This is a genomic window from Nonomuraea sp. NPDC049684, assembly GCF_044465345.1.
GTDB lineage: Bacteria > Actinomycetota > Actinomycetes > Streptosporangiales > Streptosporangiaceae > Nonomuraea.
Window position 1 is genome coordinate 133,007 of record NZ_JBITLO010000010.1, and the last position, 26,859, is coordinate 159,865.

At 73.6% G+C, this 26,859-nt stretch carries 22 protein-coding genes; 11 read left to right on the forward strand and 11 right to left on the reverse strand.

Translation table 11 applies throughout. The features are described from left to right. Window positions 1-9: 9 nt before the first annotated feature. The 8 genes from ACIBST_RS29170 to ACIBST_RS29205 form a co-directional block, all read right to left on the reverse strand. Window positions 10-1,020 (reverse strand): leucine-rich repeat domain-containing protein, encoded by a 1,011-nt coding sequence (locus ACIBST_RS29170; protein ID WP_397176244.1) that lies wholly within the window; start codon window positions 1,018-1,020, stop codon window positions 10-12. A gap of 8 nt (window positions 1,021-1,028) precedes the next feature. After that, on the reverse strand, window positions 1,029-3,380 hold the full coding sequence (gene cutA / locus ACIBST_RS29175) for an aerobic carbon-monoxide dehydrogenase large subunit (RefSeq protein WP_397176246.1): 2,352 nt from the start codon (window positions 3,378-3,380) through the stop codon (window positions 1,029-1,031). A gap of 16 nt (window positions 3,381-3,396) precedes the next feature. Beyond that, complete coding sequence (locus tag ACIBST_RS29180) at window positions 3,397-3,873, reverse strand: (2Fe-2S)-binding protein (protein ID WP_397176248.1); 477 nt, start codon at window positions 3,871-3,873, stop codon at window positions 3,397-3,399. Beyond that, window positions 3,863-4,735, reverse strand: coding sequence for an FAD binding domain-containing protein (locus tag ACIBST_RS29185; RefSeq protein ID WP_397176250.1), 873 nt, complete (start codon window positions 4,733-4,735; stop codon window positions 3,863-3,865). Before ACIBST_RS29185 ends, ACIBST_RS29180 begins: the two co-directional genes overlap by 11 nt. After that, complete coding sequence (locus tag ACIBST_RS29190) at window positions 4,732-6,156, reverse strand: uracil-xanthine permease family protein (RefSeq protein WP_397176252.1); 1,425 nt, start codon at window positions 6,154-6,156, stop codon at window positions 4,732-4,734. The genes ACIBST_RS29185 and ACIBST_RS29190 overlap by 4 nt, the downstream gene beginning before the upstream one ends. 151 nt (window positions 6,157-6,307) lie before the next feature. Beyond that, window positions 6,308-7,636 carry a uracil-xanthine permease family protein gene (locus tag ACIBST_RS29195; protein ID WP_397176254.1) on the reverse strand — a complete coding sequence of 443 codons (1,329 nt, stop codon included), beginning with the start codon at window positions 7,634-7,636 and terminating at the stop codon, window positions 6,308-6,310. Between the two features lie 103 nt (window positions 7,637-7,739). After that, window positions 7,740-7,949 (reverse strand): RNA-binding S4 domain-containing protein, encoded by a 210-nt coding sequence (locus ACIBST_RS29200; RefSeq protein WP_352363868.1) that lies wholly within the window; start codon window positions 7,947-7,949, stop codon window positions 7,740-7,742. Window positions 7,950-7,960: 11 nt separating this feature from the next. After that, window positions 7,961-9,571, reverse strand: coding sequence for a PucR family transcriptional regulator (locus ACIBST_RS29205; RefSeq protein ID WP_397176256.1), 1,611 nt, complete (start codon window positions 9,569-9,571; stop codon window positions 7,961-7,963). 130 nt (window positions 9,572-9,701) lie between these two features. On the opposite strand from ACIBST_RS29205, the gene ACIBST_RS29210 reads away from it, so the two are divergent. The 8 genes from ACIBST_RS29210 (at window position 9,702) to ACIBST_RS29245 (ending at window position 19,640) form a co-directional block, all read left to right on the forward strand. Continuing rightward, on the forward strand, window positions 9,702-10,550 hold the full coding sequence (locus ACIBST_RS29210) for a DUF2877 domain-containing protein (protein WP_397176258.1): 849 nt from the start codon (window positions 9,702-9,704) through the stop codon (window positions 10,548-10,550). Further along, complete coding sequence (locus tag ACIBST_RS29215) at window positions 10,547-11,887, forward strand: FdrA family protein (protein WP_397176260.1); 1,341 nt, start codon at window positions 10,547-10,549, stop codon at window positions 11,885-11,887. Before ACIBST_RS29210 ends, ACIBST_RS29215 begins: the two co-directional genes overlap by 4 nt. Then, on the forward strand, window positions 11,884-13,275 hold the full coding sequence (locus ACIBST_RS29220) for a DUF1116 domain-containing protein (protein ID WP_397176262.1): 1,392 nt from the start codon (window positions 11,884-11,886) through the stop codon (window positions 13,273-13,275). The genes ACIBST_RS29215 and ACIBST_RS29220 overlap by 4 nt, the downstream gene beginning before the upstream one ends. 202 nt (window positions 13,276-13,477) lie before the next feature. Continuing rightward, window positions 13,478-15,580 (forward strand): serine/threonine-protein kinase, encoded by a 2,103-nt coding sequence (locus ACIBST_RS29225; protein ID WP_397176264.1) that lies wholly within the window; start codon window positions 13,478-13,480, stop codon window positions 15,578-15,580. 44 nt (window positions 15,581-15,624) lie between these two features. Then, window positions 15,625-16,197: a TetR/AcrR family transcriptional regulator gene (locus ACIBST_RS29230; protein WP_397176266.1), complete on the forward strand. Its 573-nt coding sequence runs from the start codon at window positions 15,625-15,627 to the stop codon at window positions 16,195-16,197. A 70-nt stretch (window positions 16,198-16,267) separates the two neighbouring features. Beyond that, window positions 16,268-17,458: a Cmx/CmrA family chloramphenicol efflux MFS transporter gene (locus tag ACIBST_RS29235; RefSeq protein WP_397176267.1), complete on the forward strand. Its 1,191-nt coding sequence runs from the start codon at window positions 16,268-16,270 to the stop codon at window positions 17,456-17,458. Between the two features lie 15 nt (window positions 17,459-17,473). Further along, window positions 17,474-18,289: an MOSC domain-containing protein gene (locus ACIBST_RS29240; protein WP_397176269.1), complete on the forward strand. Its 816-nt coding sequence runs from the start codon at window positions 17,474-17,476 to the stop codon at window positions 18,287-18,289. Window positions 18,290-18,431: 142 nt separating this feature from the next. Beyond that, on the forward strand, window positions 18,432-19,640 hold the full coding sequence (locus tag ACIBST_RS29245; protein ID WP_397176271.1) for an MFS transporter: 1,209 nt from the start codon (window positions 18,432-18,434) through the stop codon (window positions 19,638-19,640). 4 nt (window positions 19,641-19,644) lie between these two features. Here the strand turns inward: ACIBST_RS29245 and ACIBST_RS29250 are convergent, their stop codons facing one another. After that, a complete protein-coding gene (locus tag ACIBST_RS29250) occupies window positions 19,645-21,219 on the reverse strand; it encodes a bifunctional 3'-5' exonuclease/DNA polymerase (RefSeq protein WP_397176272.1) in 1,575 nt (524 codons plus the stop codon). A 15-nt stretch (window positions 21,220-21,234) separates the two neighbouring features. Then, window positions 21,235-22,722 carry a metallophosphoesterase family protein gene (locus tag ACIBST_RS29255; protein WP_397176274.1) on the reverse strand — a complete coding sequence of 496 codons (1,488 nt, stop codon included), beginning with the start codon at window positions 22,720-22,722 and terminating at the stop codon, window positions 21,235-21,237. A 129-nt stretch (window positions 22,723-22,851) separates the two neighbouring features. Here ACIBST_RS29255 and ACIBST_RS29260 point away from each other — a divergent pair, with 129 nt between their 5' ends. Beyond that, window positions 22,852-23,262, forward strand: coding sequence for a hypothetical protein (locus ACIBST_RS29260; protein WP_397176276.1), 411 nt, complete (start codon window positions 22,852-22,854; stop codon window positions 23,260-23,262). Here the strand turns inward: ACIBST_RS29260 and ACIBST_RS29265 are convergent. Then, window positions 23,241-24,815, reverse strand: a complete 1,575-nt coding sequence (locus ACIBST_RS29265) for an FAD-binding oxidoreductase (protein ID WP_397176602.1) — start codon at window positions 24,813-24,815, stop codon at window positions 23,241-23,243. The two genes, ACIBST_RS29260 and ACIBST_RS29265, sit on opposite strands and share 22 nt — an antisense overlap. Window positions 24,816-24,846: 31 nt before the next feature. On the opposite strand from ACIBST_RS29265, the gene ACIBST_RS29270 reads away from it, so the two are divergent. Both ACIBST_RS29270 and ACIBST_RS29275 read left to right on the forward strand, forming a co-directional pair. Further along, window positions 24,847-25,356: a TetR/AcrR family transcriptional regulator gene (locus ACIBST_RS29270; RefSeq protein WP_397176278.1), complete on the forward strand. Its 510-nt coding sequence runs from the start codon at window positions 24,847-24,849 to the stop codon at window positions 25,354-25,356. Continuing rightward, the gene (locus ACIBST_RS29275; protein ID WP_397176279.1) at window positions 25,349-26,836 is read left to right on the forward strand and encodes a glycerol-3-phosphate dehydrogenase/oxidase; all 1,488 of its coding nucleotides are present in this window, start codon (window positions 25,349-25,351) and stop codon (window positions 26,834-26,836) included. Before ACIBST_RS29270 ends, ACIBST_RS29275 begins: the two co-directional genes overlap by 8 nt. Window positions 26,837-26,859: the final 23 nt, after the last annotated feature.

Here is a 26,859-nt window from a genome sequence, read left to right on the forward strand (position 1 = left end):
CACATCGGTTCAGCGCAGGACGGCGCAGCCCCGGGCGCGCAGGAGATCGAACACCGGGGGGTCGTCGTAGAGCTTGTTCCAGCGCAGGTCGAGCTTGCGCAGGCCGGTCAGCTCCGCGACCGCGGCGGGCAGCTCGCGCAGCCGGTTGTTGCGCAGGTCGAGATGGGTCAGGCCGGACGGCAGCGCGGGCAGCTCGCTCAGGTGGTTGTCGCGCAGGTCGAGCACGCGCAGCTCGGTCAGCGCCGCGAGGGCGGGCAGCCGGGTCAGCCGGTTGCCCTGCAGGTGCAGCTCGCGCAGCCGGCCGAGCCCGCCGACGGTCTCGGGCAGCGTCTCCAGCCGGTTGTTGTACAGGCGCAGCTCCACCAGCGAGGCCATCGACCCGAACGCGTCCGGAAGCCTGGTCAGCCGGTTGTCGGTGAGGTTGAGGTAGGCCAGCCGGTCGAGGCGGCCGAGCGCGGCCGGGACGTCGGTGAGGCCGTTGTCGCTCAGGTAGAGGTAGTCGGTGAGCGGCAGGTCGCCGACCTCGGGCGGGATCGAGGCGAGCCGGTTGTGGCCGAGGTCGAGCATGCGCAGCCGGGTCAGGCCGCCGACGGCCGCGGGGATCTCGGTGAGGGCGTTCTCGGCGAGGTTGAGGGACTCCAGCGCGGTCAGCTTCCACAGCGCGGCGGGCAGGGAGGTCAGCCGGTTGCCGCCGAGCGCGAGGTGGCGCAGGCGAGGGGCGAGGTCGCCGGGCAGGCGCTCGATCCGGTTGCCGTAGAGGAAGAGGGTCTCCAGGCCGGGCGGGCAGGCGGGGACCTCGCTCAGCTCGTTGCCGTCGAGGTGCAGGGCGCGCAGCGCGGTCAGGCCGGACAGGCGGGGCAGCTCGCGCAGCCGGTTGCCGTCGAGCCGCAGCTCCTCCAGCGCGGCCAGCCCGCCCACCCTGCCGGGCACGTGCGTGAGCTCGTTCCAGGCCAGGTCGATCGTGCGCACGTCGTCGGGGACGTCGGGGAAGCGGGTCAGGCCGGCGCCGGGAGCGAGCATGGCGCCGATCATCGCATACGCAGCTCGAACAGGTCCGACGGCGAGATGGGCATGCGGTCGATCTCGATGCCCTCGGCGTCCTCGATCGCCGAGGCGATGACCGCCGACACCGGGATCACGCCGGCCTCGCCCGCGCCCTTGATGCCGAGCGGGTTGAGCGGCGAGGGCGTCTCCAGGTGGGCGGTCTCGATCGGGGGGATCTCGGTGGCGTACGGCATGAGGAAGTCCATGAACGAGGCGTTGACGAGCTGGCCGTGGACGTCGTACTCCATGCGCTCGTACAGGGCGCCGCCGATGCCCTGGGCCACTCCCCCGTGGATCTGACCCTCCACGATCATCGGGTTGATCAGCCGGCCGCAGTCGTGCACGACGGCGTACCGGACGACTTTGATCTCGGCGGTGTCCGGGTCGGTCTCCACGACGGCCGCGTGCATGCCGGAGGCGAAGGTGGACCTGATCGGCGAGTAGAACTCGCGCCCCTCCAGGCCCGGCTCGTCGCCCTCGGCCACCGGCGGGCGGGCCGGGTCGGCCGCGCCGGAGAACTGGGTCGCCCTGGCCGTCTCCTCGTCGAAGGCGTAGCGCAGCGGGTTGGCCAGCACCGCCACCGTCGAGAGCGGGATCGCGGCGGTCGGCGCGCCCACGACGTGCACCATGCCGTCGTCGATCTCCAGGTCGGCCGGGTCGGCCTCCAGGGCTTCGGCCGCGATGCGCAGCGCCTTCTGCTTGACCTTCCGGCAGGCCAGGGCGATGGCGTTGCCGCTGACGACGGCGGCGCGGGAGGCGAAGGTGCCCACCGCGTACCCGAACCTGCGGGTGTCGCCGGTGACCACGCTGACGCGTTCGATGGGCACGCCCAGCTCGGCGGCGGCGATCTGGGCGAAGGCGGTCTCGTGGCCCTGCCCCTGCGAGGTCAGGCCGGTCGAGACGTGCACCCGGCCGTCGGAGGTGATCTGCACGTGCCCGCCCTCGTACGGGCCGACGCCCGTGCCCTCGACGTAGCAGCCGATGCCGATCCCCCGGCCGGGACGCCGCTCGAAGGAGTCCCAGCCGATCAGCTCCTTGATCATGCGGAGCATCTCCGGGTAGTTCCCGCTGTCGTAGATGAGCGGGCGGCCGTCCTGGAACGTCATCCCCTGGTCGTAGGGGAACTCCTCGGGCCGGATGAAGTTGGCCGCGCGCACCTCGGTGCGGTCCTTGCCCAGGTAGCGGGCGATCTTGTCCATGGTCCGCTCCATGCAGAACACGCCCTGCGGCCGGCCGGCCCCGCGGTACGGCGTGACCTGCACGGTGTTGGTGTAGACCGCGGTGAACTCGACCCGGTAGGCCCCCGGCTTGTACGGCCCCAGCAACTGCGTGGAGGTGACGATGGGCACGATGATCCCGTACGGCGTGTAGGCGCCGTGGTCGTGCAGGATCGTCACGTCCAGGCCCAGGACGCGGCCGTCGTCGTCGAAGCCGACGCGTACGTGGTGGATCTGGGCGCGTTCGTGCGCGGAGGAGATGAAGTGTTCCCTGCGGTCCTCTGTCCACTTGATCTCGCGGCCGAGCGTCATCGCGGCCCACGGCACCAGGATCTCCTCCGGCCACGGGTGCACGATCTTGACGCCGAAGCCGCCGCCGACGTCCGGGGCGATCACCTCGACCTGCGGCAGCGGCAGCCCGAGCGCGGCGGCGACGGCCATGCGCACGCTGGTGGAGGTCTGGGTGCTGGAGTGGACGCGCAGGTCGCGGCCGTCCCAGCGGGCGTGCACGCCGCGTCCCTCCAGCGGCATGCTGGCGCTGCGCTCGATGTCGAGCCGGAAGGCCAGCGTGTGCGGCGCGCTCTCGACGGCCTCGCGCGCGCCCCTGCCGTCGGCCCCCCGCACCTCCTGGACGAGGTGCGCCCCCACGTTCCCCGGCACGTCCTCGTGCACGAGCCGGACGCCCTGCACCGCCTCGGCCAGGCCGACGACCGGCTTGAGCGGCTCGTAGGCGACCTCGATGAGCGCGCAGGCGTCCTCGGCGGCGTACCTGTCGGCGGCCACGACCATGACCACGGGCTCGCCGACGTGCCGGACGACCTCCCTGGCCAGCGGGTACGCCGTGCGCCCGTGGGTGAGCGCCGGGTGCGGGATCAGCAGCGGCAGCGGCCGGCCCACCCGCTCGGGCAGGTCCTCCCAGGTGTAGATCGCGACCAGGCCCGGCACGTCGAGCGCGGCGGAGACGTCGATGTCGCCGATGCGCGCGTGGGCGTGCGGCGACCGGACGAACGCGGCGGCGAGCGCGTCGGGGCCCAGGTCGTCGAGGAAGCGGCCCTGGCCGGTGAGCAGCCGCGGGTCCTCCCGCCGCCGCACCGGCTCGCCGAACATCCTGGTCGTCATGACTCCCCCAGCAAGCTCACGACTCCTCCGCCAGCAGCTCGGCGGCGCGGTGGACGGCCTTGACGATGTTCTGGTAGCCGGTGCACCGGCACAGGTTGCCGGACACGCCTTCGAGCACCTCCTCGTGGGTGGGCGCCGGGTTGTCGGCCAGCAGGGCCGTCACCGTGCACAGGAAGCCCGGGGTGCAGAAGCCGCACTGCAGGCCGTGGCACTCGGCGAAGGCCCGCTGCACCGGTGAGAGCCCGTCCGGGCCGGCCAGGCCCTCGACCGTGGTGATGTCGTGCCCGTCCACGGTGACCGCGAAGGTCAGGCACGACCGGACCGGCTCGCCGTCGAGCAGCACCGTGCAGCAGCCGCAGACGCCGTGCTCGCAGCCGACGTGCGTGCCGGTCAGGCCGAGGTCGTGGCGCAGGCAGTCGGACAGCAGGCGGCGTCCGGGGACGCTGACCCGTCTGGCCGTGCCGTTCACGGTCAGCGTGATCTCATGTTCCACCGGTCGCCGTCCCCTCCCGCGCCGCCTGGCGCAGCGCCCGTTCGGCCAGCACGCCCACCAGGTGCCGCCGGTAGGCGGCGGTGGCGTGGATGTCCCCCTCGGGGTCGGTCCCCTCCCGCACGGCCCGCGCGACGGCCGGCCAGTCGACGCCGTCGGGCGGCCGGTGGCCGCAGGCGTCCGTCACGTCCGTCAGGACGGGGACCGGGCCCACGCCGACGCAGGCGACCCTGGCCGCGGCGACGCGCAGTTCGTCGTCGAGCGTGACCACGGCGCAGACGCCGGCCAGGGCGTAGTCGCCGTGCCGCCGGGATACCTCCTCGAACGCCGTCCCGGCCCGTCCGCCGAGCGCGGGGAAGTACGCCGACACGGCCAGCTCGTCCGGCCGGACGGCGGACTCCAGGGGCCCGACGAAGAACTCCTCCGCCGGCACGTCCCGCTCGGCGATCCCGGCGGGGGTCCAGCGGGCCAGCCGCACCGAGCCGCCCAGGACGGCCAGCACCGCGGGCAGCTCGGCGGCGGGATCGGCGTGCACCAGGCTCCCGACGACCGTGCCCCGGTTGCGGATCACGGGGTGGGCGACCAGCCGCAGCGCCTTCGTCAGCAGCGGGTGCGCGCCGGACCTGGCCACCCGCGAGTGCCGGGCCAGCGCCCCCACCCGCACCCCGTCGCCGCCCGCCTCGACCGTGTCCAGGGCGGTCAGGCGGTTGATGTCGACGATGTGCTCGGGCGCGGCCAGCCGCATGTTGAGCATGGGGATCAGGCTCTGGCCGCCGGCCAGCACCTTGCCGTGCACCTCGGCGAGCGTCCGCAGCGCCGCGCCCAGGTCGCGGGGGGCGTGGTGGGTGAACGGCGGCGGCTTCACCCGGCCTCGCCGGGAGCGGGGTTCGGGGCGGGTCTCGAAGGGCGCCCGGCTATGACGCGCAGCAGGTGGTAGCCGCCCACCACCACGACGGTGCCGAGCGCGATGCCCTCCAGGGAGAAGTCTCCGCCGATCATGTGCGTCACCGGTCCGATCGCCAGGATGATGCCCGCGCCGATCGGGACCATGTTCACCGGGTCGGCGAAATCCACCCGGTTCTCGATCCAGATCTTGGCGCCGAGTAGTCCGATCATGCCGTACAGGATGACGGTGACGCCGCCGAGCACGCCGCCCGGCGTGGCGGCGACCAGCGCCCCGAACTTCGGGCACAGGCCGAACAGGATCGCGATCAGGCCGGCGATGTAGTAGGCGGCCGTGGAGTAGACCTTGGTGGCCGCCATGACGCCGATGTTCTCGGCGTAGGTGGTGGTGGGCGAGCCGCCGACGGCGCTGGTGACGACGGTGGCGGCGCCGTCGGCGATGATCGCCCGGCCGATGTAGGGGTCGACGTCGGTGCCGGTCATCTCGCCGACGGCCTTGACGTGGCCGACGTTCTCGGCGATGAGCGCGATCACCGCGGGCAGCACGAGCAGCACGGCGGAGAACCGGAAGTCGGGCGCGTGGAAGTCCGGCAGCCCGAACCAGTCGGCCCTGGCGACGGCGTCGAAGCTCACCCGGTCGTGCGGGAAGGCCGTGGCCACGCAGTACGTGCCCTCGGCCGGGCAGGCGGCGCCGGCCGCGTCGCGCAGGTTCTGGCCGGGCAGCACGGAGGTGACCGGCCCCGCCACCCGGTCCAGCACCCAGGACAGCGCGAACCCGGTGACCAGCCCGATGAGCACGCCGACGCGCCCGGCGAACCCCTTGAACGCCACGATCACCACGAACGTCACCAGCATCGTGACCAGCGCCACCCACTGGTCCTGCCCCCAGTAGACGTCGGCGACCACGTACGCCAGCCCGAACCCGATGAGCATCACCACCGCGCCGGTGACGACGGGCGGGAAGACCCGGTGGATGATCTGCACCCCGAGCACGTGCACGGCCAGCCCCGCCAGCGCCAGCACGAGCCCGGCCACCAGGATCGAGCCGGTCACGATGGCGTCGGCGATGCTCTGGTCGGTGCCGACGGCGGCCCTGATGGCGAACACGCCGCCGACGAACGACGCGCTGGTGCCCAGGTAGCTGGGCACCTTGCCCTTCACAATCAGCAGGAACATGATCGTCGCGACGCCGGACATCATCACGGCGACGTTCGGGTCGAGCCCCATCACCAGCGGGAACACGAACGTGGCGCCGAACATCGCGATCACGTGCTGGGCGCCGAAGCCGACCATGCGCGGCCAGCTCAGCCGCTCGTCGGGCCTGACCACCTCGCCGGGCGCCAGATGCCTGCCGTCACCGTGTCTGGTCCATCCGAAAACCATCTGCGCCCTCTCTTCCGGGCCGGCGACCGTGCCTTTGCGGGCACATTAGGACCGCTGGGATGCGGCTACACGGGCATGATCTGCCAAATATCCCGCGGTCACCAGAGCGAACCTCCGTACGGAGGAAGTCGCCGGCCGGTCAGAGAGGGGGTTATCGGCCTGTTTCGGGCACCGGTTCGCGGCGCGTGGCGCGCAGCAGGTGGTAGCCGACGAGCAGCACGATCGTGCCGAGCGCGATGCCGCTGAGGGAGAACGTGCTGGTGATCGGGAACGCGACCGGCCCGATGGCGATGATGATGCCCGCGCCCACCGGCACCAGGTTGACCGGGTCGGACAGGTTCACCTTGTTCTCGATCCAGATGCGCGCGCCGAGCAGGCCGATCATGCCGTAGAGGATGGTCGTGACGCCGCCGAGCACGCCGTCGGGGGTCGCGGCCACGAGCGCGCCGAACTTGGGGCACAGGCCGAACAGGATCGCGATGACCGCGGCGATGTAGTAGGCGGCCGTGGAGTAGACCTTGGTGGCCGCCATGACGCCGATGTTCTCGGCGTACGTGGTGGTGGCCGGGCCGCCGACCGAGGTGGCGACCACGGTGCCGACGCCGTCGGCCATGATGGCGCGGCCCATGTAACCGTCGACGTCCGCGCCGGTCATCTCGCCGACCGCCTTGACGTGGCCGACGTTCTCGGCGATGAGCGCGATCACGACCGGCAGCACCAGCACGATCGCCGACACCTCGAACACCGGCCCGTGCAGCGACGGCAGGCCGATCCAGTCGGCCTTGGCGACGCCCTGGAGGTCGACGCGGAAGTGCTCGGTCACCTTGCCGGTGGCGTCGGGGGCCAGGATCCTGCCGCCCACCACGTCCCAGACCCACGACAGGACGAACCCGAAGACCAGGCCGAGCAGCACGCCGATCCGGCCGAGGAAGCCCTTGAAGACCCCGATGAACACGAACGTGGCCGCCATCGTGAGCAGCGCCACCCACGGGTCCTTGGGCCAGTAGACGTCGGCCGCGACGTAGGCCATGCCGAAGCCGATCAGCATCACCACGCCGCCGGTGACGATCGGTGGGAAGACGCGGTGGATGATCCGCACGCCGAGCAGGTGGATGGCCAGCCCGCAGCCGGCCAGCACGACGCCGACGGCCAGCAGCGCGCCGGTGACGGTCGCGTCGCCGCCCCCGGCCGCCCTGATCGCCACCACGGCCCCCACGAAGGACGCGCTCGACCCGACGTAGCTGGGGATCTTGCCCTTCACGATGAGCAGGAACAGGATCGTCGCGACGCCGGACATCATCACGGCCAGGTTCGCGTCGAGCCCCATGACCAGCGGGAACACGAACGTCGCGCCGAACATGGCGATGACGTGCTGGGCGCCGATGCCGACCATCCGGGGCCAGGAGAGCCGCTCGTCAGGCTTGACGACCTCTCCCGGCGTCAGATGCTTGCCGTCGCCGTGCAGCTTCCACCCGAACACCGCGAACCCACCTCAATCTTCCGCCTGAGCAGCGGCGACGTCTTCCGAACCATGTCGGAGAGCACAATAAGGGGTGTCGCGACCATCCGGATACGGCGGGCCGTTATTGCACGTGAATCGTGAACCCGTCGCCGCTCACCACCTGGCCGGTACGGATCTTCGCCGTCTTCCGCAGCTCGACCTCGCCGTCGACCTGGACCAGGCCCTCGGCGATGAGGTGTTTGGCCATGCCGCCGGTCTCGGTGACCCCGCAGTACTTCAGCAGGTCGCACAGCGGGATGTACTCGGAACGCAGTTCGAAATCCAGATCCACGAGCCCCAAGCCTAGATGCCGCGCATGCGCAGCACGTGCAGGGCCAGGGTGAGGTTGAGCCGCAGGTGGGGGTCGTCGGTGAAGTTGCCGAGCAGGCGTTCCAGCTTCCCGATGCGGTAGCGCAGCGTGTTGTAGTGGAAGTGCAGCCGGCGGGCGGTCTCGGCGACGTTGAGGTTGGTCTCCAGGAGCACCTGGAGCGTGCGCCGCAGGTCGGCGTTCTCGGCGTCCTCGTCCCAGGCCAGCGGGCCCAGCGTCTCGCGGACGAACGCGTGCAGCTCGCCGGTGTCGTTCACCAGCGACAGCAGCCGGTAGACGCCGAGCTGGTCGAAGTGGGCGACCGCGCCCGGCCCGTGGAGCTGCCGGCCCACCCGGGCCGCCTTCAGCGCCTGCGCGTACGCCTCCGGCAGCGTCCCGGCCCCGGGGCTCGGCCGCGAGGTGCCGGTCGAGAACGTCGCGGGCGGCATGTCGGCGAACGCCGAGGCGGCGTCCTTGGCCACCCTGGCGGCGTCCAGCGAGGCGTCCACGACGGCGACGACCTCGTGCGAGAACCCGGCCACCGCGCCGCGCGGGTCGTGCCGCCGCACGGCCGCCGTCCAGCAGGACACCAGCCGGTCCTGGGCGCTGCGCTCGTCGCCGTCGGGGTCGAGCTCGGCCACCAGCACGATCACCGGCCGCGCCAGGTCCCAGCCGAACGCCCTGGCCCTGGCGTCGACCCGCTCGGGCGTGCCGGCCCGGCCGGTGAGCACGTCGCGCAGGAAGTCGGCCCGGTACTTGCTCTCGACCGCGTTGACCGCCTCCTGCCGGGTCACGACCAGCGCGGCGACGGTGGCGGCGCGTTCGAGGATGCCGATGTCGCTGTCCCGGATCGCGCCGGTGGCGCTGTAGGCGACGATCCGGCCGTGGTGGTGGCCGCCGGCCAGCACGGGGGCCGAGGCGAACGCCCTGCCGCGGCCCGGCGTCTCGGCGGTCCGCGCGGGCGGCGGGCCCTCGCGGGAGATCGACTCGCGCAGCGCGGCGACCTGCTCGGCCGCCCCCGCGGTGGCCAGGACCTGGCCGGAGCCGTCCACGGCGGCCACGGCCACGTCGAGGAGCTGGGCCACCTCGGCGGCGACCTCGTCGAGCCCGCCGCCGGCCAGCACCACGTGGACCAGCGCCCGGTGCGCCTCCTCGGCGCGGGCCAGCACGGCGGCCTGGCGGTTGAGTATGTCGGTGAGCACCTGGTTGAGGATGTCGTCGAAGCCGACGTCGTTGGGCAGCAGGATGAGCGGGAAGCCGAGCCGGTCGGCCTGCTCGGTCATCTCGGCGGGCAGCTCGTCCACGTACCGGCCGAGCTTGATCGCCAGGGCGGCCAGGCCGCGTTCGTCCAGGTCGGCGACCAGCCGGCCGAGCGACTGCGGCGTGTTGCGCAGCGGGTAGCCGGTGGTCAGCAGCAGCTCGTGCGGCTTGACCCAGGCCAGGATGTCGGGCACCTCCATCACGTTGAGCCGCTGCACGATGCGCCCGAGCCCGCTCTCCCCCGCGATCAGCCTGGCCTCGGCCAGCGTCGAGACGCCGAGCACCTCTCCGACGGAGACGCCGTGGATGATCGTTCCGGTGCTGGCCAGACGCACGGGGGGCTCCATGTGGTGATTGTGACTCCCCAGGTGGTCTGTCAGGAAGAGCCAACCTTCCCGCTGACTGTTGGCAAATTTCTCCGTACGGAGGGTTCCCCGGCCGTTCTACGGTCAGGACCAGGGTCCGATGGGAGGTTCGGTGACCGTCAGTACTCATGCGCGGCGTGCCCGGGTCCGCGTGACGGGCGCGGCGAGCACCGCCGTGCGTCCCGTGCTGGAGGCCCCGCGCAGCCCCGCCCGGGTGCTCGCGGCGTTCTCGGCGGGGATATATCTGGAGGTCAGGACCGACTGCGAGCCTTCGGTGATCGCCCTCATCACCGGCGAGGCGGCCCGGCTGCCCAACTCGGTGCTGCTGGCCACGCCGCTGCCGCAGGTCACCGTGGGTGACGACGCCTCCGTCGGCGACCGCGGCATCGAGCTGGGCTCGCTGAGCCTCGGCGTGCGCCGCTGGTGGGACCCGGCTCCGGCGCTGGGCCCGGTCGACCCGCTGAGCCTGGCCGGCGTCGTCCTGGACGGCCCCGGACGGCCCGGCCTGGCCGGGAACGACGCGGTCGAGCTGCTGGCGCGCAGTTGCGCGCAGGCCCGGCTGCTGGGCGCGGTGACGGCGGCGGAACGGCTCGTGGGGCTCGGCCCCGGGCTCACGCCGAGCGGCGACGACGTGCTGGCCGGGCTGCTGGTGACGTTGAGACACCTCGGCACGGCGACCGGCACGCGGCGGGCGGTCTGGCTGGCCGACTGGCTGGCGGCGACCGTCACCTACGACGCGCGCACCCGTACGACGCCGATCTCGGCGACGTTGCTGCACTGCGCGGCCAGGGGCGAGGCCAGCCCGGAGGTGACCGGCGTGCTGCGCGGCATCGCCGGCCGGCAGGCGCTCGAACCGGCGCTGCGGCGCCTGCACCGGCTCGGCCACACCTCGGGCGCCGACCTCGCCCAGGGCATCTCGATCGGGCTGGCCTCGGTCCGGGCGTTGAGCGGGCGCCCGTGAGCGACGACCTGATCCAGCTCAGAAAAGGGACGTACCACGACTCCGTCACCTTGATGCGAATAAGTCGGGCGCTGACCGAAATGCCGGGCGTGGAGGTGGCGATGGTGGCCATGGCCACCGAGCTCAACCTCGCCATCGTCCGCGACCTCGGCTTCGAGCCCCCGCCCGCGGGCCCCGGCGACCTGGTCATCGCCCTGCGCGGCGCCGACCCCGCGCGGGCCGTCGAGGAGCTGGACGCCCGCCTGACCGCGCGGGCCGCCACCGCCGCGGCCGCGGGGTCCGGCGAGCAGCCGCCGCTCACCACCCGCTCGGCCGCCAGGACGCCGGCCGACCTGGTCCTGGTGTCCGTGCCCGGCGAGCACGCCTTCTGCGAGGCGTACGACGCCGTCGAGGCCGGGCTGCCGGTGATGATCTTCAGCGACGGCGTGCCCCTGGCCCAGGAGCGGTGGCTCAAGGAGCTGGCCGAGGAGCGCGGCGTCCTGGTCATGGGGCCCGACTGCGGCACCGCCTCGATCGCCGGCGTCGGGCTCGGCTTCGCCAACGTGCTGCGGCCGGGGCCGGTCGGCCTGGTCGCCGCCTCCGGCACGGGCGCCCAGCAGGTGTCCTGCCTGCTCGACTGGGCCGAGGCCGGGGTCAGCCACATCCTCGGCGTGGGCGGCAGGGACCTGTCGGCCGAGGTCGGCGGGCTGGCCACGGCGCGCGCCCTGCGGCTGCTCGACGACGACCCGGCCACCGAGCTGATCGTGCTGGTCGGCAAGCCGCCCGGCCCGGGCGTGGCGGAGGCCGTCCGGGAGGTGGCCGCCGGGCTGCGCACGCCGGTGGTGGAGGCGGTGCTGCCGGAGACCGACCTCACCGAGGCGGCCGGGCGGGCGCTGCGGGCGCTGGGCCGCGGCGTGCCCGGATGGCCGTCGTGGCCGGGCGCGCTGCGCGGGGAGCCGCGGAGCGTCAGGGGCCTGTACGCGGGCGGCACGCTCTGCGCGGAGGCCGCCGTCCTGGCCGGGCCCGGCGAGTTCACCGACTTCGGGGACGACGCCTACACCAGGGGCAGGGCGCATCCGATGATCGATCCGACACTGCGCCTCGAGGCCCTGTCACGGGTCCGGGCCGACGAGGTGGTGCTCATGGACGTCGTGCTCGGCCACGCCGCCGACCCCGACCCGGCGGCCTGGCTCGCGCCGGCGCTCGCCCGTACGCCGGCCACCGTCGTGGTGGCGCTGGTCGGCAGCGCGGGCGACCCCCAGGACCTGCACCGGCAGGCGGCGGCGCTGCGCGGGGCCGGGGCGGCCGTGTTCGTCTCCAACGCCGAGGCCGCCCGCCACGCCCGGAGCCTCCTGTGACCCCGCCCGCCCCGGCGTCGAGCCTGTTGTCGGGGCCGCCGCGGGTGATCACCGTCGGCGCGGGGCTGCTCGACGAGGCGCTGGCGGCCCAGGCCGTGCCGACGACGCCGGTGGCCTGGCGTCCGCCGCTGCCCGGCACCGCCGGCGCCCTGGGCAAGGTGCTGGCCGACCCGCGCAGGACGGCCGCCAACGAGCTGGCCGTGCGCAGGCTGACCGGCGCGCGGCCGTACCTGGTGGGCCTGCGGCGGGCCGCCGAGGTGCTGCCCGCGGGGACGTTCCTGCACGCCGGGCCGCCGATCGAGTGGGAGCGCGCCTCGGGTCCGATGCGCGGCGCGCTGATCGGCGCGATGCTGCTGGAGGGCCGGGCGGGCGACGAGCGGGAGGCCGAGGCCCGGCTGGCCGCGGGCGCGGTCGCGCTGCGGCCCTGCCACGAGCACGCCACGGTGGGCCCGATGGCGGGCGTGGTGAGCCCGTCGATGTGGCTGCTCGAGGTACGCGACGAGGAGCACGGCGGCACCGCCTACTGCTCGCTCAACGAGGGCCTGGGCAAGGTGCTCAGGTACGGCGCGTACGGCCCCGAGGTGCTCGACCGGCTGCGCTGGATGGAGGAGGTGCTCGGCCCGGTCCTCGCCGCGACGCTGGCCCGTACCGGCCCGATCGACCTGCGCTCGCTGATCGCGCAGGCCCTGCAGATGGGCGACGAGCTGCACAACCGCAACCGCGCGGCCACCTCGCTGCTGCTGCGCGAGCTGGCCCCGGCCCTCGTGGAGGCCGCGCCCGCGCAGGCGGCGCAGGTGCTGCGCTTCGTCAACGGCAACGACCACTTCTTCCTCAACGCGGGCATGGCCGCGGGCAAGGTGAGCGCGGACGCCGCCCGCGACGTCCCCGGCTCCTCGCTGGTCGTGGCCATGGCCAGGAACGGCACCGACTTCGGCGTGCAGGTCTCCGGGCTCGGCGGACGCTGGTTCACCGGCCCCGCCGGGGTGCCGGACGGCCTCTACCTCGGCGCGTACGGCCCCCAGGACGCCAACCCCGACATCGGCGACTCCACGATCACCGAGACCTCCGGGCTTGGCGGCTTCGCGATGGCCGCCGCGCCCGCGATCGTGCGCTTCGTCGGCGGCGAGGTGGCCGACGCGGTCCGGGCCACCCGCTCGATGTACGAGATCACGCTCGCCGAGCATCCCGCGTACCAGATTCCCGGGCTCGGATTCCGCGGCACGCCCGTCGGCATCGACGTGACGCTCGTCGCCAGGACGGGCATTCTGCCGGTCGTCAACACCGGCATCGCGGGGCGCGTGGCGGGCACCGGCCAGGTCGGCGCGGGCCTGGTGGAGCCGCCCGCGCAGGCGTTCACCAGCGCCTTGATCGCACTCGCCGCTGAGTAAGTGATCAGTTTGAAAAGCCGTATATCTGCAGGTCAGAGCGGCTGTAAAGGCTCTTCGCCTTCCATTACCGATTTTCCGCCGATATCGTGGCGAACCTCATAATGTGCAAGTAGCGCATGGCGCACGGTGACGCGTACGGCGATCCACCGCACGAAGTGGTCACGCTCTGATGTGACGGATGAGGCTGAATGGGGGCGGCAAGATGGCAGCCGACCGCTTGCTCGGCGGGCCCGGCCCGGACCAGGGTGCGCCGGGGGGTGACCCGCAGAGCCAGGGGCGTCTGGTCGGCAGGCGTTACCGGCTGATGTCGCCGGTCGGCAGGGGCGGCATGGGGATGGTGTGGCACGCCCACGACGTGCTGCTCGACCGGGACGTCGCGGTCAAGGAGCTGATCCTGCCGTACGGGCTGGATCAGGCGGGCAAGCAGATGGCCCACCGGCGCATGCTGCGCGAGGCCAGGTCGGCGGCCCGGCTGACGCATCCGGGCATCGTCACCGTCCACGACGTCGTCGAGGAGGACGGCCGGCCGTGGATCGTGATGGAGCTGGTCCGCGCCTGGTCGCTGGAGCAGGCCGTGCGGCAGAGCGGCCCGCTGCCGGTGATCCAGGCCGCCGAGATCGGCATCCGCGTGCTCGACGCGCTCCGGCACGCGCACGCCGCCGGCATCCTGCACCGCGACATCAAGCCGGGCAACGTCCTGCTGACCTCCGACCGCGTGGTGCTGACCGACTTCGGCATCGCCGCCATCGAGGGCGACGTGACCATCACGCAGACCGGGCTGCTCATGGGCTCGCCCGCGTACGTGCCGCCGGAGCGGCTGTCCGGGCAGCCGATCGGGCAGGCGGCCGACCTGTGGTCCTTCGGCGCGACCCTGTACGCGGCCGTGGAGGGGCGGCCGCCGTACGAGGGGCCGGACGCGATCGCGGTGCTGGGCGCGGTGCTCACCCAGGAGCCGATCAGGCCGCAGCGGGCCGGGGCGCTGCTGCCGGTGATCGAGGGCCTGCTGCGCAAGAACCCGGCCGAGCGGCTCACCGCGGAGCAGGTCGCCGACCTGCTGGAAGCGGTGCTGCGCGCGCACGGCTCGGCCCGTCCGCGCCCGCCCGAGACGCTGCCGGCCGAGTCGGAGCAGACGCCGCTCGGGATGCTGCCGCCGCTGGAGCACCCGTCCGGGCCCATGCCGTCGCGCATCGTGGAGACCCCGTCCGGGCCGGTGCGGGTGCCGTACGACCCGCTGGCCGGCCCGGCAGGCGGGTACGCGATGCCGCCCTACGACGGCCTGTCGAGCCCGTCGGGCAGCCATCGCACCGAGCGGCTCCCGTCCCCGGCCGACGGCTTCGACGCCTTCGGCGGCCCGTCCGGCCCGCACCGGATGGAACCGCCCGCCGCGGACCTCGACGACCTCGACGACCTCGGCGCCCCCGCCCCGCCCGCGCCGCAGCCGATCCTGCCGCTGACCACGGACAGCAGGGCGGCCGCCGTCCCGGCCCCGTGGCCGCTGGCCTCGGCCGACGAGCTGCGCGAGCACTCGCGCGACCTGTCGCACGACATCAGCCACAGCCGTCTGGCGACCCTGCCCGGCTCCGGCGCCGGGGCGCGCACCGGCCCGTCCGGCACCGGCTCCACCCGGACCGGCCCCTCCCGCAACGGCCCCTCGCGGGCGGGCACGAGCCGCCGCAGGGTCCAGGAGGGCGACGGGCCCTGGATGCGCGGCGGCCGGCCCACGCCGTTGCTGATCGCCGGCGCGGTCGCGGGCGTGGCCGTGGTGATCGGCGCGATCGTGGTCATCCTGTCCGGCGGCGCGCCGCAGGTCTCGCCCGGCACGCAGTCGGCCGCCGCCACCAGCCAGGCGCCGCGGAAGAGCGGGCCGTCGCCGGTGCCCGACGGCTACAAGGAGCACACCCCGCCCGGCTTCGCGGCGGCGGTCCCGGACGGCTGGAAGCTGGCCGCCTCGGGCGACGCGGCCACCTTCACCGGCCCCAAGGACTCCGGCACCCGGATCGTCGTCGAGCAGGCCGCCCCGCAGGCCGACGCCCTGGCCGAGCTGAGCCGGCGCGAGGCCGACGGCGGCGTGGAGGGCTACATCCAGGTGCAGCTCCAGGCCACCGACTACCGGGGCTGGAAGGCCGCCGACTGGGAGTACACCTACACCTCCAAGGACGGCGTCCCGATGCACGCCCTGACCCGGTACGTCACGCTCGACGACAAGACCGCCTTCACGATCTCGTTCGACATGCCCGAGCTGAAGTGGGACGACCAGGCCGGGGCCCGCAAGACGTTCCTGGACACCTTCCGCCAGACCACCTGACCCATATTGCACTGATCATTCCAAAACATGCTAGCGTGCTCGTCATGGCACGACCACGGACGTTCGAGGAGGACCGCGCCGTCGAGGCCGCCATGCGCGCGTTCTGGGACGCGGGTTACGAAGGCACCTCGACCCAGGACCTGTGCCAGGCCACCGGCCTCGGCCGCAGCAGCATCTACAACACCTTCGCGAGCAAGCGCGACCTCTACGAGCGGGCCCTGCGCCGCTACCAGGAGGAGCGCACGTCCGCGCTGATCGAGCTCATGGCCTCCGGCCTGCCCGCCATGGAGAAGATCCGGACCGTGCTGTGGCAGGCGGTCGACCCCGAGGCCGGCGACCCGGCCGGCTGCCTGGTGGTCAACGCCCTGGTGGAGCTGGCTCCGCACGATGCGGAGATCGCCGTCCTGCTGCGCCGCGACGGCGAGCGGCGGGTGGAGGCGCTGCGGGGCGCGATCGAGCGCGGGCAGGCCCTCGGCGAGATCGGCGCGGACAAGGACGCCCTGGCGCTCGCGCACTTCGTCGTGGCCACGGTCAGCGGCCTGCGCGTCGCGGCCCGGGGCGGGGCGGGCCGGGCGGCGCTCGCATCCATCGCGACGACGGCGCTGACCGCTTTCTGACCCTTCCCGGCCCCCCTTTTTTTTCGTGTCCGAATTTTGTACTGAGCGTTCTAAAACTGGAGGAGTTCTCATGCCATTGGCCGTGTTCATCCTGGGGCTGGCGATCTTCGCCCAGGGCACCTCGGAGCTCATGCTGGCGGGACTGCTGCCGGAGATGGCCGCCGACCTGGGCGTGTCCGTCCCCGACGCGGGGCTGCTGATCTCGGCGTTCGCGATCGGGATGCTGGCAGGAGCGCCGGTCCTGGCCGTCGTGACGATGCGCTGGCCGCGCCGGACCGCGCTGCTGACGTTCATGGCGGTCTTCGCGCTGACCCACGTCGCCGGGGCCCTGACCACCAGCTACGGCCTGCTGTTCGCCACCCGCGTGGCGGGCGCCTTCGTCTACGCCGGGTTCTGGGCGGTCGCGGCGTCCACGGCGGTGGGCCTGGTGCCGCCGAACGCCAGGGGGAAGGCGATGAGCATCGTGGCGGGCGGGCTGACCGTGGCCACCGTCGTCGGGCTGTCCCTCGGCACGGTCATCGGCCAGCACCTCGGCTGGCGCGCCGCGTTCTGGGCCGTGGCCGCGCTGTCGGCGCTGGCGGCCGTGGGCGTGCTGGCCACGATCCCCGGCGGCCGGCCCGAGCGGGAGGCCGCGCCGGGCGTCGCCGAGCAGCTCCGCTCGATGCTGAGCCCGCGCCTGTGGCTCGCCTTCGCCACCACCGCCCTGGCGACCGGCGCCCTGCTGGTCTCCTTCAGCTACCTGAGCGCGATGCTCGTGGACACGACCGGCATGCGGGCCGCCTGGGTGCCCGCCGTCCTGGCGCTGTACGGGGTCGGCGCGGTGATCGGCATCACGATCGGCGGGCGCACCGCCGACGCGCGCCCCTTCCCGACCCTGTACGCGGGCATCGCCGGGCTGGTCGTGACCTCGGTCCTGCTGGCGCTCGCCGCGCCGGTCGCGGTGCTGGCCGTGCCGCTGGTCCTGCTGCTCGGCGGGTTCGGCTTCGCCACCAACCCGACGCTGAACACCCGCGTCTTCACCCTGGCCAAGAACGCCCCCACGATGGCCGCCGCGATGAACGTCTGCGCCTTCAACGTCGGCATCACCGTCGGCCCGTGGCTCGGCGGGCTGGCCATCGGGGCGGGCGCCGGATACCCGTCCGTCGGCTGGATCGGCGCCGTGCTCGGCGTGGCGGCCCTGGGCGTGGTGGCCCTGTCCGCCCGTCCGGGGCGGGAGCCGGTCGCCACGGCCCACCGGGCCGAAGCCGTCCCGAGGGCGTGAGGTACGGTCCTGGCCATGGAACTGGCGAGCATCCACTTCTATCCCGTCAAGTCCACCGCCGGGCATGACGTCCATGAGGCCGAGGTGCAGCCGTGGGGGCTGGCCGGCGACCGGCGTTACCTGGTGACCGACGGCCAGGGCGGCCAGCTGACCGCCCGCGAGCACCCCTTGCTGCTGAGCTGCGTGGCGCAGCTCGACGGCGACGTCCTCACGCTGACCGGCCCGCACGCGCCCCCGCTGCGGGTCACCCCCACCACCACCAGGACCGTCGTGGACGTCTGGCGCACGCCGGTCGAGCTCACCGACTGCGGCGACGACGCGGCACGCTGGCTGTCGGAGCTGATCGGCCGCCCGGCGCGGCTGGCCTGGCTCGACGACCCGACCCGCCGTCCGGTCAACCCCGAGTACGGCCTGCCCGGCGACCGGGTGAGCCTGGCCGACGGCTACCCGCTGCTGCTGACCACGACCGCCTCCCTCGACCGGCTCAACGACTGGATCGCCGAGACGGCGGCCGAACGCGGCGAGGAGGTCCCCGCGCCGCTGCCCATGCACCGCTTCCGGCCCAGCGTGGTGATCGACGGGGTGGAGCGGCCGTTCGCCGAGGACGAGTGGAAGCGGCTGCGCATCGGCGGGGTCGCCTTCCGGGTGACCAAGGGCTGCGACCGCTGCGTGCTGACCACGATCGACACCGCGACCTACACCAAGGGCAAGGAGCCCATCAGGACGCTGTCCCGCCACCGCAAGTGGGACGGCAAGGTCTGGTTCGGCATCAACCTGATCCCGGACGCCCCCGGCACGATCACCGTGGGGGATTCCGTCACCATCCTCTAAAAAAGGCACCTTTCCCAATAGAAATGGATGCCTGTCCTCTTTGGGGGGATGTCGGGGGCTATGCGAGACTTCACAGGTGACCAGCGCCCCCACGAAAACCCCCGTCTCCCTGCCTGACCTCGTCAGCGTCCAGCGTCGAACCTTGCTCGTCCTGTCCGCCGCGCAGATCGTGGGCGGCGTGGGGGTGGCCGTCGGGCTGGCGCTCAGCTCGGTGGTCGTGGACGAGCTGTCCGGCTCGACCGTGATCAGCGGGTTCGCCGGAACCGCGACCGTGCTCGGGGCGGCGCTGCTCGCGCTGCCGACCGCGCGGCTGTCGAGCCTGGGAGGCCGCCGGGCGGGCCTGTCGCTGGCCTACCTGGCCGCGCTGGCGGGCTGCGCGATCTCGGTGGCCGCGATCAGCCTGGGCAACTGGCCGCTGCTGCTGGCCGGGCTGGTGCTGGTCGGCGGCGGCAGCGCGGGCAGCCTGGCGGCCCGCTACTCGGCCACCGACCTGTCGCCGCAGGGCCACTCGGCCCGGCACCTGTCGCTGGTGGTGTGGGCCTCGACCGTCGGCTCGGTCGCCGGGCCCAACCTGGCCGAGCCCGCCGACCGGATGGGGATCGGGGCCGGGCTGGCGGCCAAGGCGGGGCCGTTCGCGTTCGCCGCGCTGGCGTTCGCCGTGGCGCTGGTGATCATCATCGGCGGCCTGCGCCCGGACCCGCTCAAGCTGGCCCGCGAGCTGGACGGCGCCCCCGAGCCCGGCCCCGGCCGCCAGCGCACGATCAGGACGGGCCTGCGCACGCTGCGCGAGACCCCCATGGCCCGCCGCGCGCTCGTCATGATCGCGGTGGCCCACACCGCGATGGTCTCGATCATGTCGATGACCCCCGTCAAGCTCCACCACGACGGCTCGAACCTGAACGTCATCGGCCTGGTGATCAGCCTGCACATCGCCGGCATGTACATGTTCTCGCCGGTCGTGGGCTGGCTGGCCGACCGGGCGGGCAAGGTGCCGGTGCTGGTGCTCGGCTCGGCGCTGCTGCTGGCCGCCGCCGTCCTGGCGGGCACGGCGGGGCACCGGGTGTGGCAGGTGACGACGGCCCTGGTCGTGCTCGGGCTCGGCTGGTCGTGCGGGCTGGTCGCCGGGTCGGCGCTGGTCACCGAGTCGGTGCCGATCGACCGCCGGCCCGCCGTGCAGGGCCTGTCGGACCTGCTGATGAACGTCTGCGGCGCCACCGGGACGATCATCGCGGGCGCCATCGTCGGCATCCTGTCCTACGGCGTGCTCGGCCTGGTCGTCGGCGTCATGGTCACCCTGGCCGGGCTCTGGCTGGTCTCGGCCCGGTACCGAGACCGCGCCGTCGCGGCCTGAACGCTCACTTCGCGTCGGCGTAGCACCCCACGGCGACCGTCTCCATCGGGAAGCGCACGGGGGTCGAGCCGAACAGCAGCCTGCTCGCCTCGGCCGCCGCCGCCGTCACCGCCGCGCCGACCTCCTGCGCCTGCTCCAGCGGGCAGTGCACCATGACCTCGTCGTGCTGGAAGAACACCAGCCTGGCGGGCTCGGGCAGCAGCCCGCGCAGCACCGCCAGCAACGCCAGCGCCCATTCGGCGGCCGTGCCCTGCACCACGAAGTTCCTGGTGAACCTGCCCCGGTCGCGGGCCGCCCGGCCGCCCTCCGGGCCGGACACCAGCTCCTTCCACCGCCCGGACGGCGGCGGGCTGGTCCGCCCGAGCCACGACCGCACCAGCCGGCCCTCCTCCCCGGCCTTGGCCGCGTCCTCCACGAACTGGTACGCCTTGGGGAAGCGCTGACGCATGACGGCCAGCAGCTTGGAGGCGTCGCCGCTGGTGCCGCCGTACATGGCGGACAGCATCGCGATCTTGGCGTTGTCGCGCTCGCCGCCGAACGACTGCGCCAGCGCCGAGTACAGGTCGATCTCCCCCGCCGCCCTGGCCAGCCCGCCGTCGCCGGCCATCGCGGCCAGCACCCGCGGCTCCAGCTGGGCCGCGTCGGCGACGACCAGCGTCCATCCCTCGTCGGCCACCACGACCCGGCGCATCACCTTGGGGATCTGCAGCGCGCCGCCGCCGCTGGTCGCCCACCGGCCGGACACCACGCCGCCGACGACGTACTCGGGGCGGAAGCGCCCGCCGCGCACCCACTGGTCGGCCCAGACCCAGCCGTGGAAGCTGTAGAGCCGGGCCAGCTCCTTGTAGGCCAGCAGCGGCGCGACGGCGGGATGGTCGATCTTCTTCAGCTCCCACGACCGGGTCGTCTTCAGCGCCACCCCCGCGCCCTTGAACGCCTTGACCAGCTGCTGCACCGAGTCGGGGTTGACCGGGCGCTCGAAGGCCGCCGCCACCTCGTCGGCCAGCGCCTGGAGCTTGACCGGGCGCATGCCGTGCACGGGCCGCGGGCCGAGCATGTCCGTGAGCAGCGCGTCGTGCACGTCCCGGCGCCAGGGCATGCCCTCGTGCGACATCTCGGCCGCGACCAGCGCGCCCGCGGACTCGGCGGCGACCAGCAGCCGGAAGCGGCCCGGCTCGGGCAGCTCCTCGATCCGGCGGAGCTGGTCGGCCAGCACCTCGGCCACCGCCTCGGCCCCCAGCGGCTCCGGCGCGAACAGCGTGCCGGGCACGCTCGGCTGGTCGTCGGGCACCGGCAGGCCGTGCAGCCGGGCGTGGGCGGCCCGCGCCGAGCGCGGCTCGCCGTAGCGGCCCTCGTGGGCGAGCAGCAGCCCCTCGGTGAGCGCGAGGTCGTGGCAGCGCGCGACGCGCACGCCCTGCTCCAGCAGCGGCGGGTACGTCTCCCGCGTGTCGGCCCAGACCCACCGCGGCCCGCCCCCGGCCTCCAGCTCCCGCACCGCGGACGCCGGATCGGCCGCGCGCCGGGCCGTTCCTCCGACGGGGAGCACCGTCTCCCCCGCTACCACGACATACACGCACATAAGGGTGCCAAACGACTACGACAAATCGATGTGCACCTCGTCCTCCAGCGGCGGCCGGAGCTCCTGCTCCAGGCAGCCGGTGGCGGCGAAGCAGCGCAGGGTCAGCCGGCCGGGGGTGACCGACGCGTGCAGGAACTGCTTGAAGAACGGCGGCTGGTCCCAGTCGGACAGCTCCGACAGGAAGCGGTGGAACACCTTGTCCACCGGCAGCCGGAACGGCCACGGCCAGGCCCCGAGCAGCCGCGCCGCCCAGCGCATCCGCCGGGTGACCGTGACCGCGCCCTCGACCGGCCGGGCCGGGCGGTTGCCGATCTGGCTGGACATGATGCACACCGCCTCGTCGGGGGTGAGGCAGAGCCACTTCATCCGCAGGCGGCGGGCGTAGAGCTGGCTGTAGAAGGACAGCGAGTCGCCGCGCAGCGGGTAGCACTTGAAGTCGTCCTCGGCCACGCCGGCGACGTCCACCCTGCCGATGATGTGGGTGGCGTGCATGAAGGCGCCGCCGCCGCCGGTCACGATGTACTGGATCACCCGGTCGCCCACCTTGACCGGATAGCGCTGGTAGTTGTGCACGTCTCCGCCGATGGCCGCGACGTACCGGTGGGCCGGGTCGCGCACGATGTCATCGATCGTGCCGCCTTCCTCCAGCGGTGACGGCTTGTGGACGTTGCCGGTGTAGATGGGCTTCCCGGTCACCAGGATCTTCGGCCGCGGGTCGAGCGAGACGCGGCGCAGCCAGGCCGTCTGGGCCTTGTCGATCACGTTCTTGATGCCGGTGTCCACGCCCACGATCAGCAGGCTGTCGCTCTCGATCGCCCAGTACGGCGCCGGCTGCGCGGCCTGCTGGGCCGGCCGCCCCCGGAGCCTGCGCGCCTCGGCCAGCCTGCCCTCGTCGATCGTCTCCGGCCTGCGCCAAAGCAGCCCGCGCAGCCCGCGGTCCGGCTTCGGCTTGAGCGGCGGGGCGTCGCAGAAGACCCGCATGAAGCCGCCGAGCCCGTCGTACCAGTCGTGGTTGCCGGGGATCGCGTAGATCGGCGCGTCGTAGTCCTTGTACGGGCGGAAGAACTTGTCCCCGTACTCGTTGCCCGACCCCGTCGGGTAGATGACGTCGCTGGCGATGACCGCGAACGAGGTGTCCTGCCCGAGCCTCAGCATCCCGGGGACGACGGCGTACTGGGAGGCGTCGCCCTCGCCCGTGTCGCCCAGAATGAGGAAATTGAAATTTCCCCCGACGCCGGGCTTGATGCGAAATTCCGGATCTATCCCGCGGGCTTCCTGAGCCGCGATCCACCGTTTCCGCACCTCCCCCGAAGGGTCGCCGAACAAGCTCGCCAGGATCTCGTTCCTGGACAACCAGAGCGTGCCTAAATTCAGCCAGGTGAATCCGCCCTTGTCCGGTCTGAGCTGGGCGAACGTCCCCGGTTGCGCACAGGACCAGCCGGCCCCCGCCTCCGACACCCGTGACGAATGCTGCTTCCCGCGCTCGGCCGCGACTTCCACCATGACCACATCTTTACCGGCATCCACCATTCGCGCACACTCCACGCTCCGTACTCCCGGAAACACAGATGGTGCGGCATGGTGTAACCTCACGTCCCCAAGCAAGCCCTTGGGACGCGGAGGTGGGCTGCCATGAACCGGAACGGCCCGGACGACGCGACCCGGATGGGCAGCCCCGACGCGGCGGCCGTGCAGGCGTTACTCGCCTACGCCCTCACCCTCCCCCGGCGGGGCGGCCGGGGCGTCGACCGGGCGCTGGAAGCCGTCGCCCAGAGCCGGGCGCTGGCCGCCCGCTCCCCCGCCGAGCACACCGGCCTGCTGGCCCACTGCCTGCGCACCACGGCCAGGCTGCTGCTCGACCGCTCCCGCGCCACCGAGGCGCTGCCCATGGCGCAGGAGGCGGTGGCGCTCAGCCGCGGGCTCGGCGGCGGCCACCTCGCGGTCTCCCTCTACCGGCTGGCCGAGGCGTACGAGGCCCTCCACCGCTACAGCGACGCCGCCGAGACGCTGGCGGAGGCCGATCAGATCCCCGGCGGCGACTGAGGGACGAGCACCCCCGGGTTGAGGATCCCGGCCGGATCCAGCCGCTCCTTGACGGCCTGGAGCACGCCCACGCCCAGCGGGCCCAGCTCCGCGCCGTAGGCGTCCCGGTGGTCGCGGCCCACCCCGTGGTGGTGCGAGATCGTCCCGCCGGCCTCGACGATCGCCGCGTTCACCGCCTCCTTGGCCCGCTGCCACTGCTCGACCGGGTCGCCCTGCTGCGGGGTCACGACGGTGAAGTACAGCGAGGCGCCGGTCTCGTACACGTGCGAGACGTGGCACATGACCAGCGGCGAGCCGAGCGCGCCGAGCAGCGCCAGCCGGACGGCGTCGTACAGGCGCGGCAGGTTCGACCAGAAGCCGGCCGTCTCCAGGGTCTCCACGGTGGCGCCCGCGCCGAGCAGCGAGTCGCGCAGGTAGGGCGCGGAGAAGCGGCCGTGCTCCCACGCCTGGCCGGGCTCGGGCCCCAGCGGCTCGCCGCCGTGCCGGGCCAGGACCGCGGCCGCCGCGGCGTGCCGGTGGCCGATCCAGTCGCCCTCGACGCCGAGGATCACCAGGCAGCCGGAGCCGCCGCCGCCGATCGCGTCCGGCCGGGCCAGGCCGATCATGGTCTCGGTCTCGTCGGAGAGCCGCAGCACGGTGGGAAGCGGGCCTTCCTGGGCGAGTGCCCGCACGGCGGCCGTCCCCGCTCCGAACGACTCGAACCGCCAGCCCTCGTAGCGGCGTTCGGCCGGCCGCCTGCGCACCCGCAGGCGCAGCGACGTGATGACGCCGAAGGCCCCCTCCGAGCCCAGGACGAGCTGGCGCAGGTCGGGCCCGGCCGCGGACTTGGGCGCGCGGCCCAGCTCCAGCGTCCCGGACGGCGTGGCCAGGGTGAGGCCGACGACCATGTCGTCGAAGCGCCCGTACCCGGCCGAGGCCTGGCCGCTGGAGCGGGCCGCGGCGAAGCCGCCGAGCGTGGCGTACTCGAAGGACTGGGGGAAGTGCCCCAGCGTGAGGCCGTGCTCGGCGAGCAGCCGCTCGGCCTCGGGGGCGCGCACGCCCGGCTCGAAGTCGGCCACCATCGACTCGGCGTCGACCGAGCGCAGCCGGTCGAGCCTGCCCAGGTCGAGCGCGATCACGCCGGTGAAGCCGGCCCGCGCGGCCACCAGCCCGCCGACGACGGAGGTGCCGCCGCCGAACGGCACGACCGCGACCCGCTCGGCCGCGCACAGCCGCAGCAGCTCCGCCACCTCCTCGTGCGAGCCGGGCAGCACGACCGCGTCGGGGGCGTCGGAGCCGTCTCCCGCGCGCATCCGCAGCAGGTCGGGCGTGGACTTGCCGCGCGTGTGCCGCAGCCTGGCCTCGTGGGAGGTCAGCACGTGGGCGGGCCCGGTGACGGCCGCGAGCGCGGCCAGCACCGGCTCGGGCAGCGCGACCGGCGGCAGCCGGACCTCGTCGATGGCGGCGGCCGGACTGTCGGGCGCGCGCACGCCGAGCAGGTCGTGCAGCAGCTTGCGGATCTGTTCGGGCAGCTCGCGGGCCTTGGCGGGGTCGCCCCAGCCACACCACAGCATGGGTTCACCGGTCACGCATACACTGTGACACATGACGTCGAACCGTCACAACGAGGGTGTACTGGACGCGGCCCGCGCGTGCGTGCTGGCCTACGGCGTGCGCAGGACCACGCTCACGGACGTGGCCAGGCGGGCGGGCGTGTCGCGGATGACGATCTACCGCCGCTGGCCGGACGTGCGCTCGCTGGTCGCCGACCTGATGACGCGGGAGTGGGTCGCGGTCGTGTCGGGGCTCGACCTGGCCGATCCGGTGCCCGCGATCGTGGCGGGCGTGCGCGGGCTGCGCGGGCACCCGCTGTGGCGCAAGATCGTGGAGGCGGACCCCGAGCTGCTGCTGCCCTATCTGCTGGACCGGCGGGGAGCGAGCCACGAGGCGGTGCTGGCCCTGCTGGAGCCGGCCGTCGGCGGGCCGGCCAGGGCGCGGGCCGTGCTGCTGGTCGCCCAGTCGTTCCTGCTGTCGGCCCCCACGATGCTCGACCCCGTGACGCTCGACGACCTGGACGCCGAACTCGCCGCCCTGCTGGAGGCCTACCTTGGATAGCTCGCTGAACGCCCGCAGAAGGTCGTACGAACTGGGCGTGGTCGCCGCCGAGCGGCTGGACGTGCTGGTGGTGGGGCTCGGCGCGACGGGAGCCGGCGCGGCCCTCGACGCCGCCTCCCGCGGGCTGAGCGTAGCGGCGATCGACGCGCACGACCTGGCTTTCGGCACGTCGAGGTGGAGCTCCAAGATGGTCCACGGCGGGCTGCGCTACCTGGCCAAGGGCCAGGTGGACGTGGCCTACGAGAGCGCGGTCGAGCGCGGCATCCTGCTCAGGACGACGGCCCCGCACCTGGTCAAGGCCCATCCGTACCTGCTGCCGCTGACGCCGGCGGTCTCCCCGCGCCAGGCCGCCCTGGTGATGACCGGCTACCGGCTCGGCGACGGGCTGCGGACCGCCGCGCGCACGCCGCGCCGCCTGCTGCCCGGCCCCACGCGGCTCGGCGCGGCGCGCGCCCACACGCTCGCGCCGGTCCTGGCCCGCGACGGCCTGCGCGGCGGCCTGCTGTCGTGGGACGGCCGGCTGCTCGACGACGCCCGCCTGGTCGTGGCGCTGGCCAGGACCGCCGCCGGTCACGGCGCCCGCGTCCTGACCCGCTGCCGCGCCCTGCGGCTCACGGACGAGGGCGCCGAGGTGCGCGACGAGCTGACCGGCGAGCGGTTCACCATCCGGGCCAGGGCGGTGGTCAACGCGACCGGCGTGTGGGCGGGGCAGCTCGACCCGGCGGTGCGGCTGCGGCCGTCCCGGGGCAGCCACCTGGTGCTGGACGCCGGGACGCTGCCGGGGCTGATCGCCGGCATGCACGTGCCCATTCCCGGAGAGAGCAACCGATTCGCGCTCGTACTCCCCCAGGGCGACGGCCGCGTCTACGTCGGGCTGACCGACGAGCCGGTGGACGGGCCGGTGCCCGACGTCCCCGAGGTGCCCGCCGAGGACGTCACGGCGCTCCTGGAGGTGCTGAACGGCATTCTGGAGACTCCAGTGACCCCTGAGGCGGTCGCGGGCGCGTACGCGGGCCTGAGGCCGCTCCTGGCCGCCGACGGCCGCACGGCCGACCTCTCGCGCCGGCACGCGGTCCTGTCGGACGGCGGCGTGGTCACGGTCGTCGGGGGCAAGCTCACGACGTACCGGCGCATGGCCGAGGACGCCGTCGACCGGGCGATCTCCCTCAAAGACCTCAGCGCCGGACCGAGCCGGACGGGGCAGATCCCCCTGGTCGGCGCGAGCCCCCAGCCGGACGGCGTGCCGCCCCGGCTGGCCGAGCGGTACGGCAGCGAGGCCGCGGCGGCGTACGAGCTGGTCAAGGCGCACCCCGAGGAGGTCGGGCTCGGCCTGACCAAGGGCGACCTGCTCTGGTCGGTCCGGCACGAGGGGGCGCTCGACGAGGCCGACCTGCTGGACCGCAGGACCAGGATCGGCCTGGTCGCCGCCGACCGCGACCGGGCGCTGCCCCCGACACGCGACGTGCTCGGGATCGGGTGACCCCGGCCCCAAACCCGCCGATG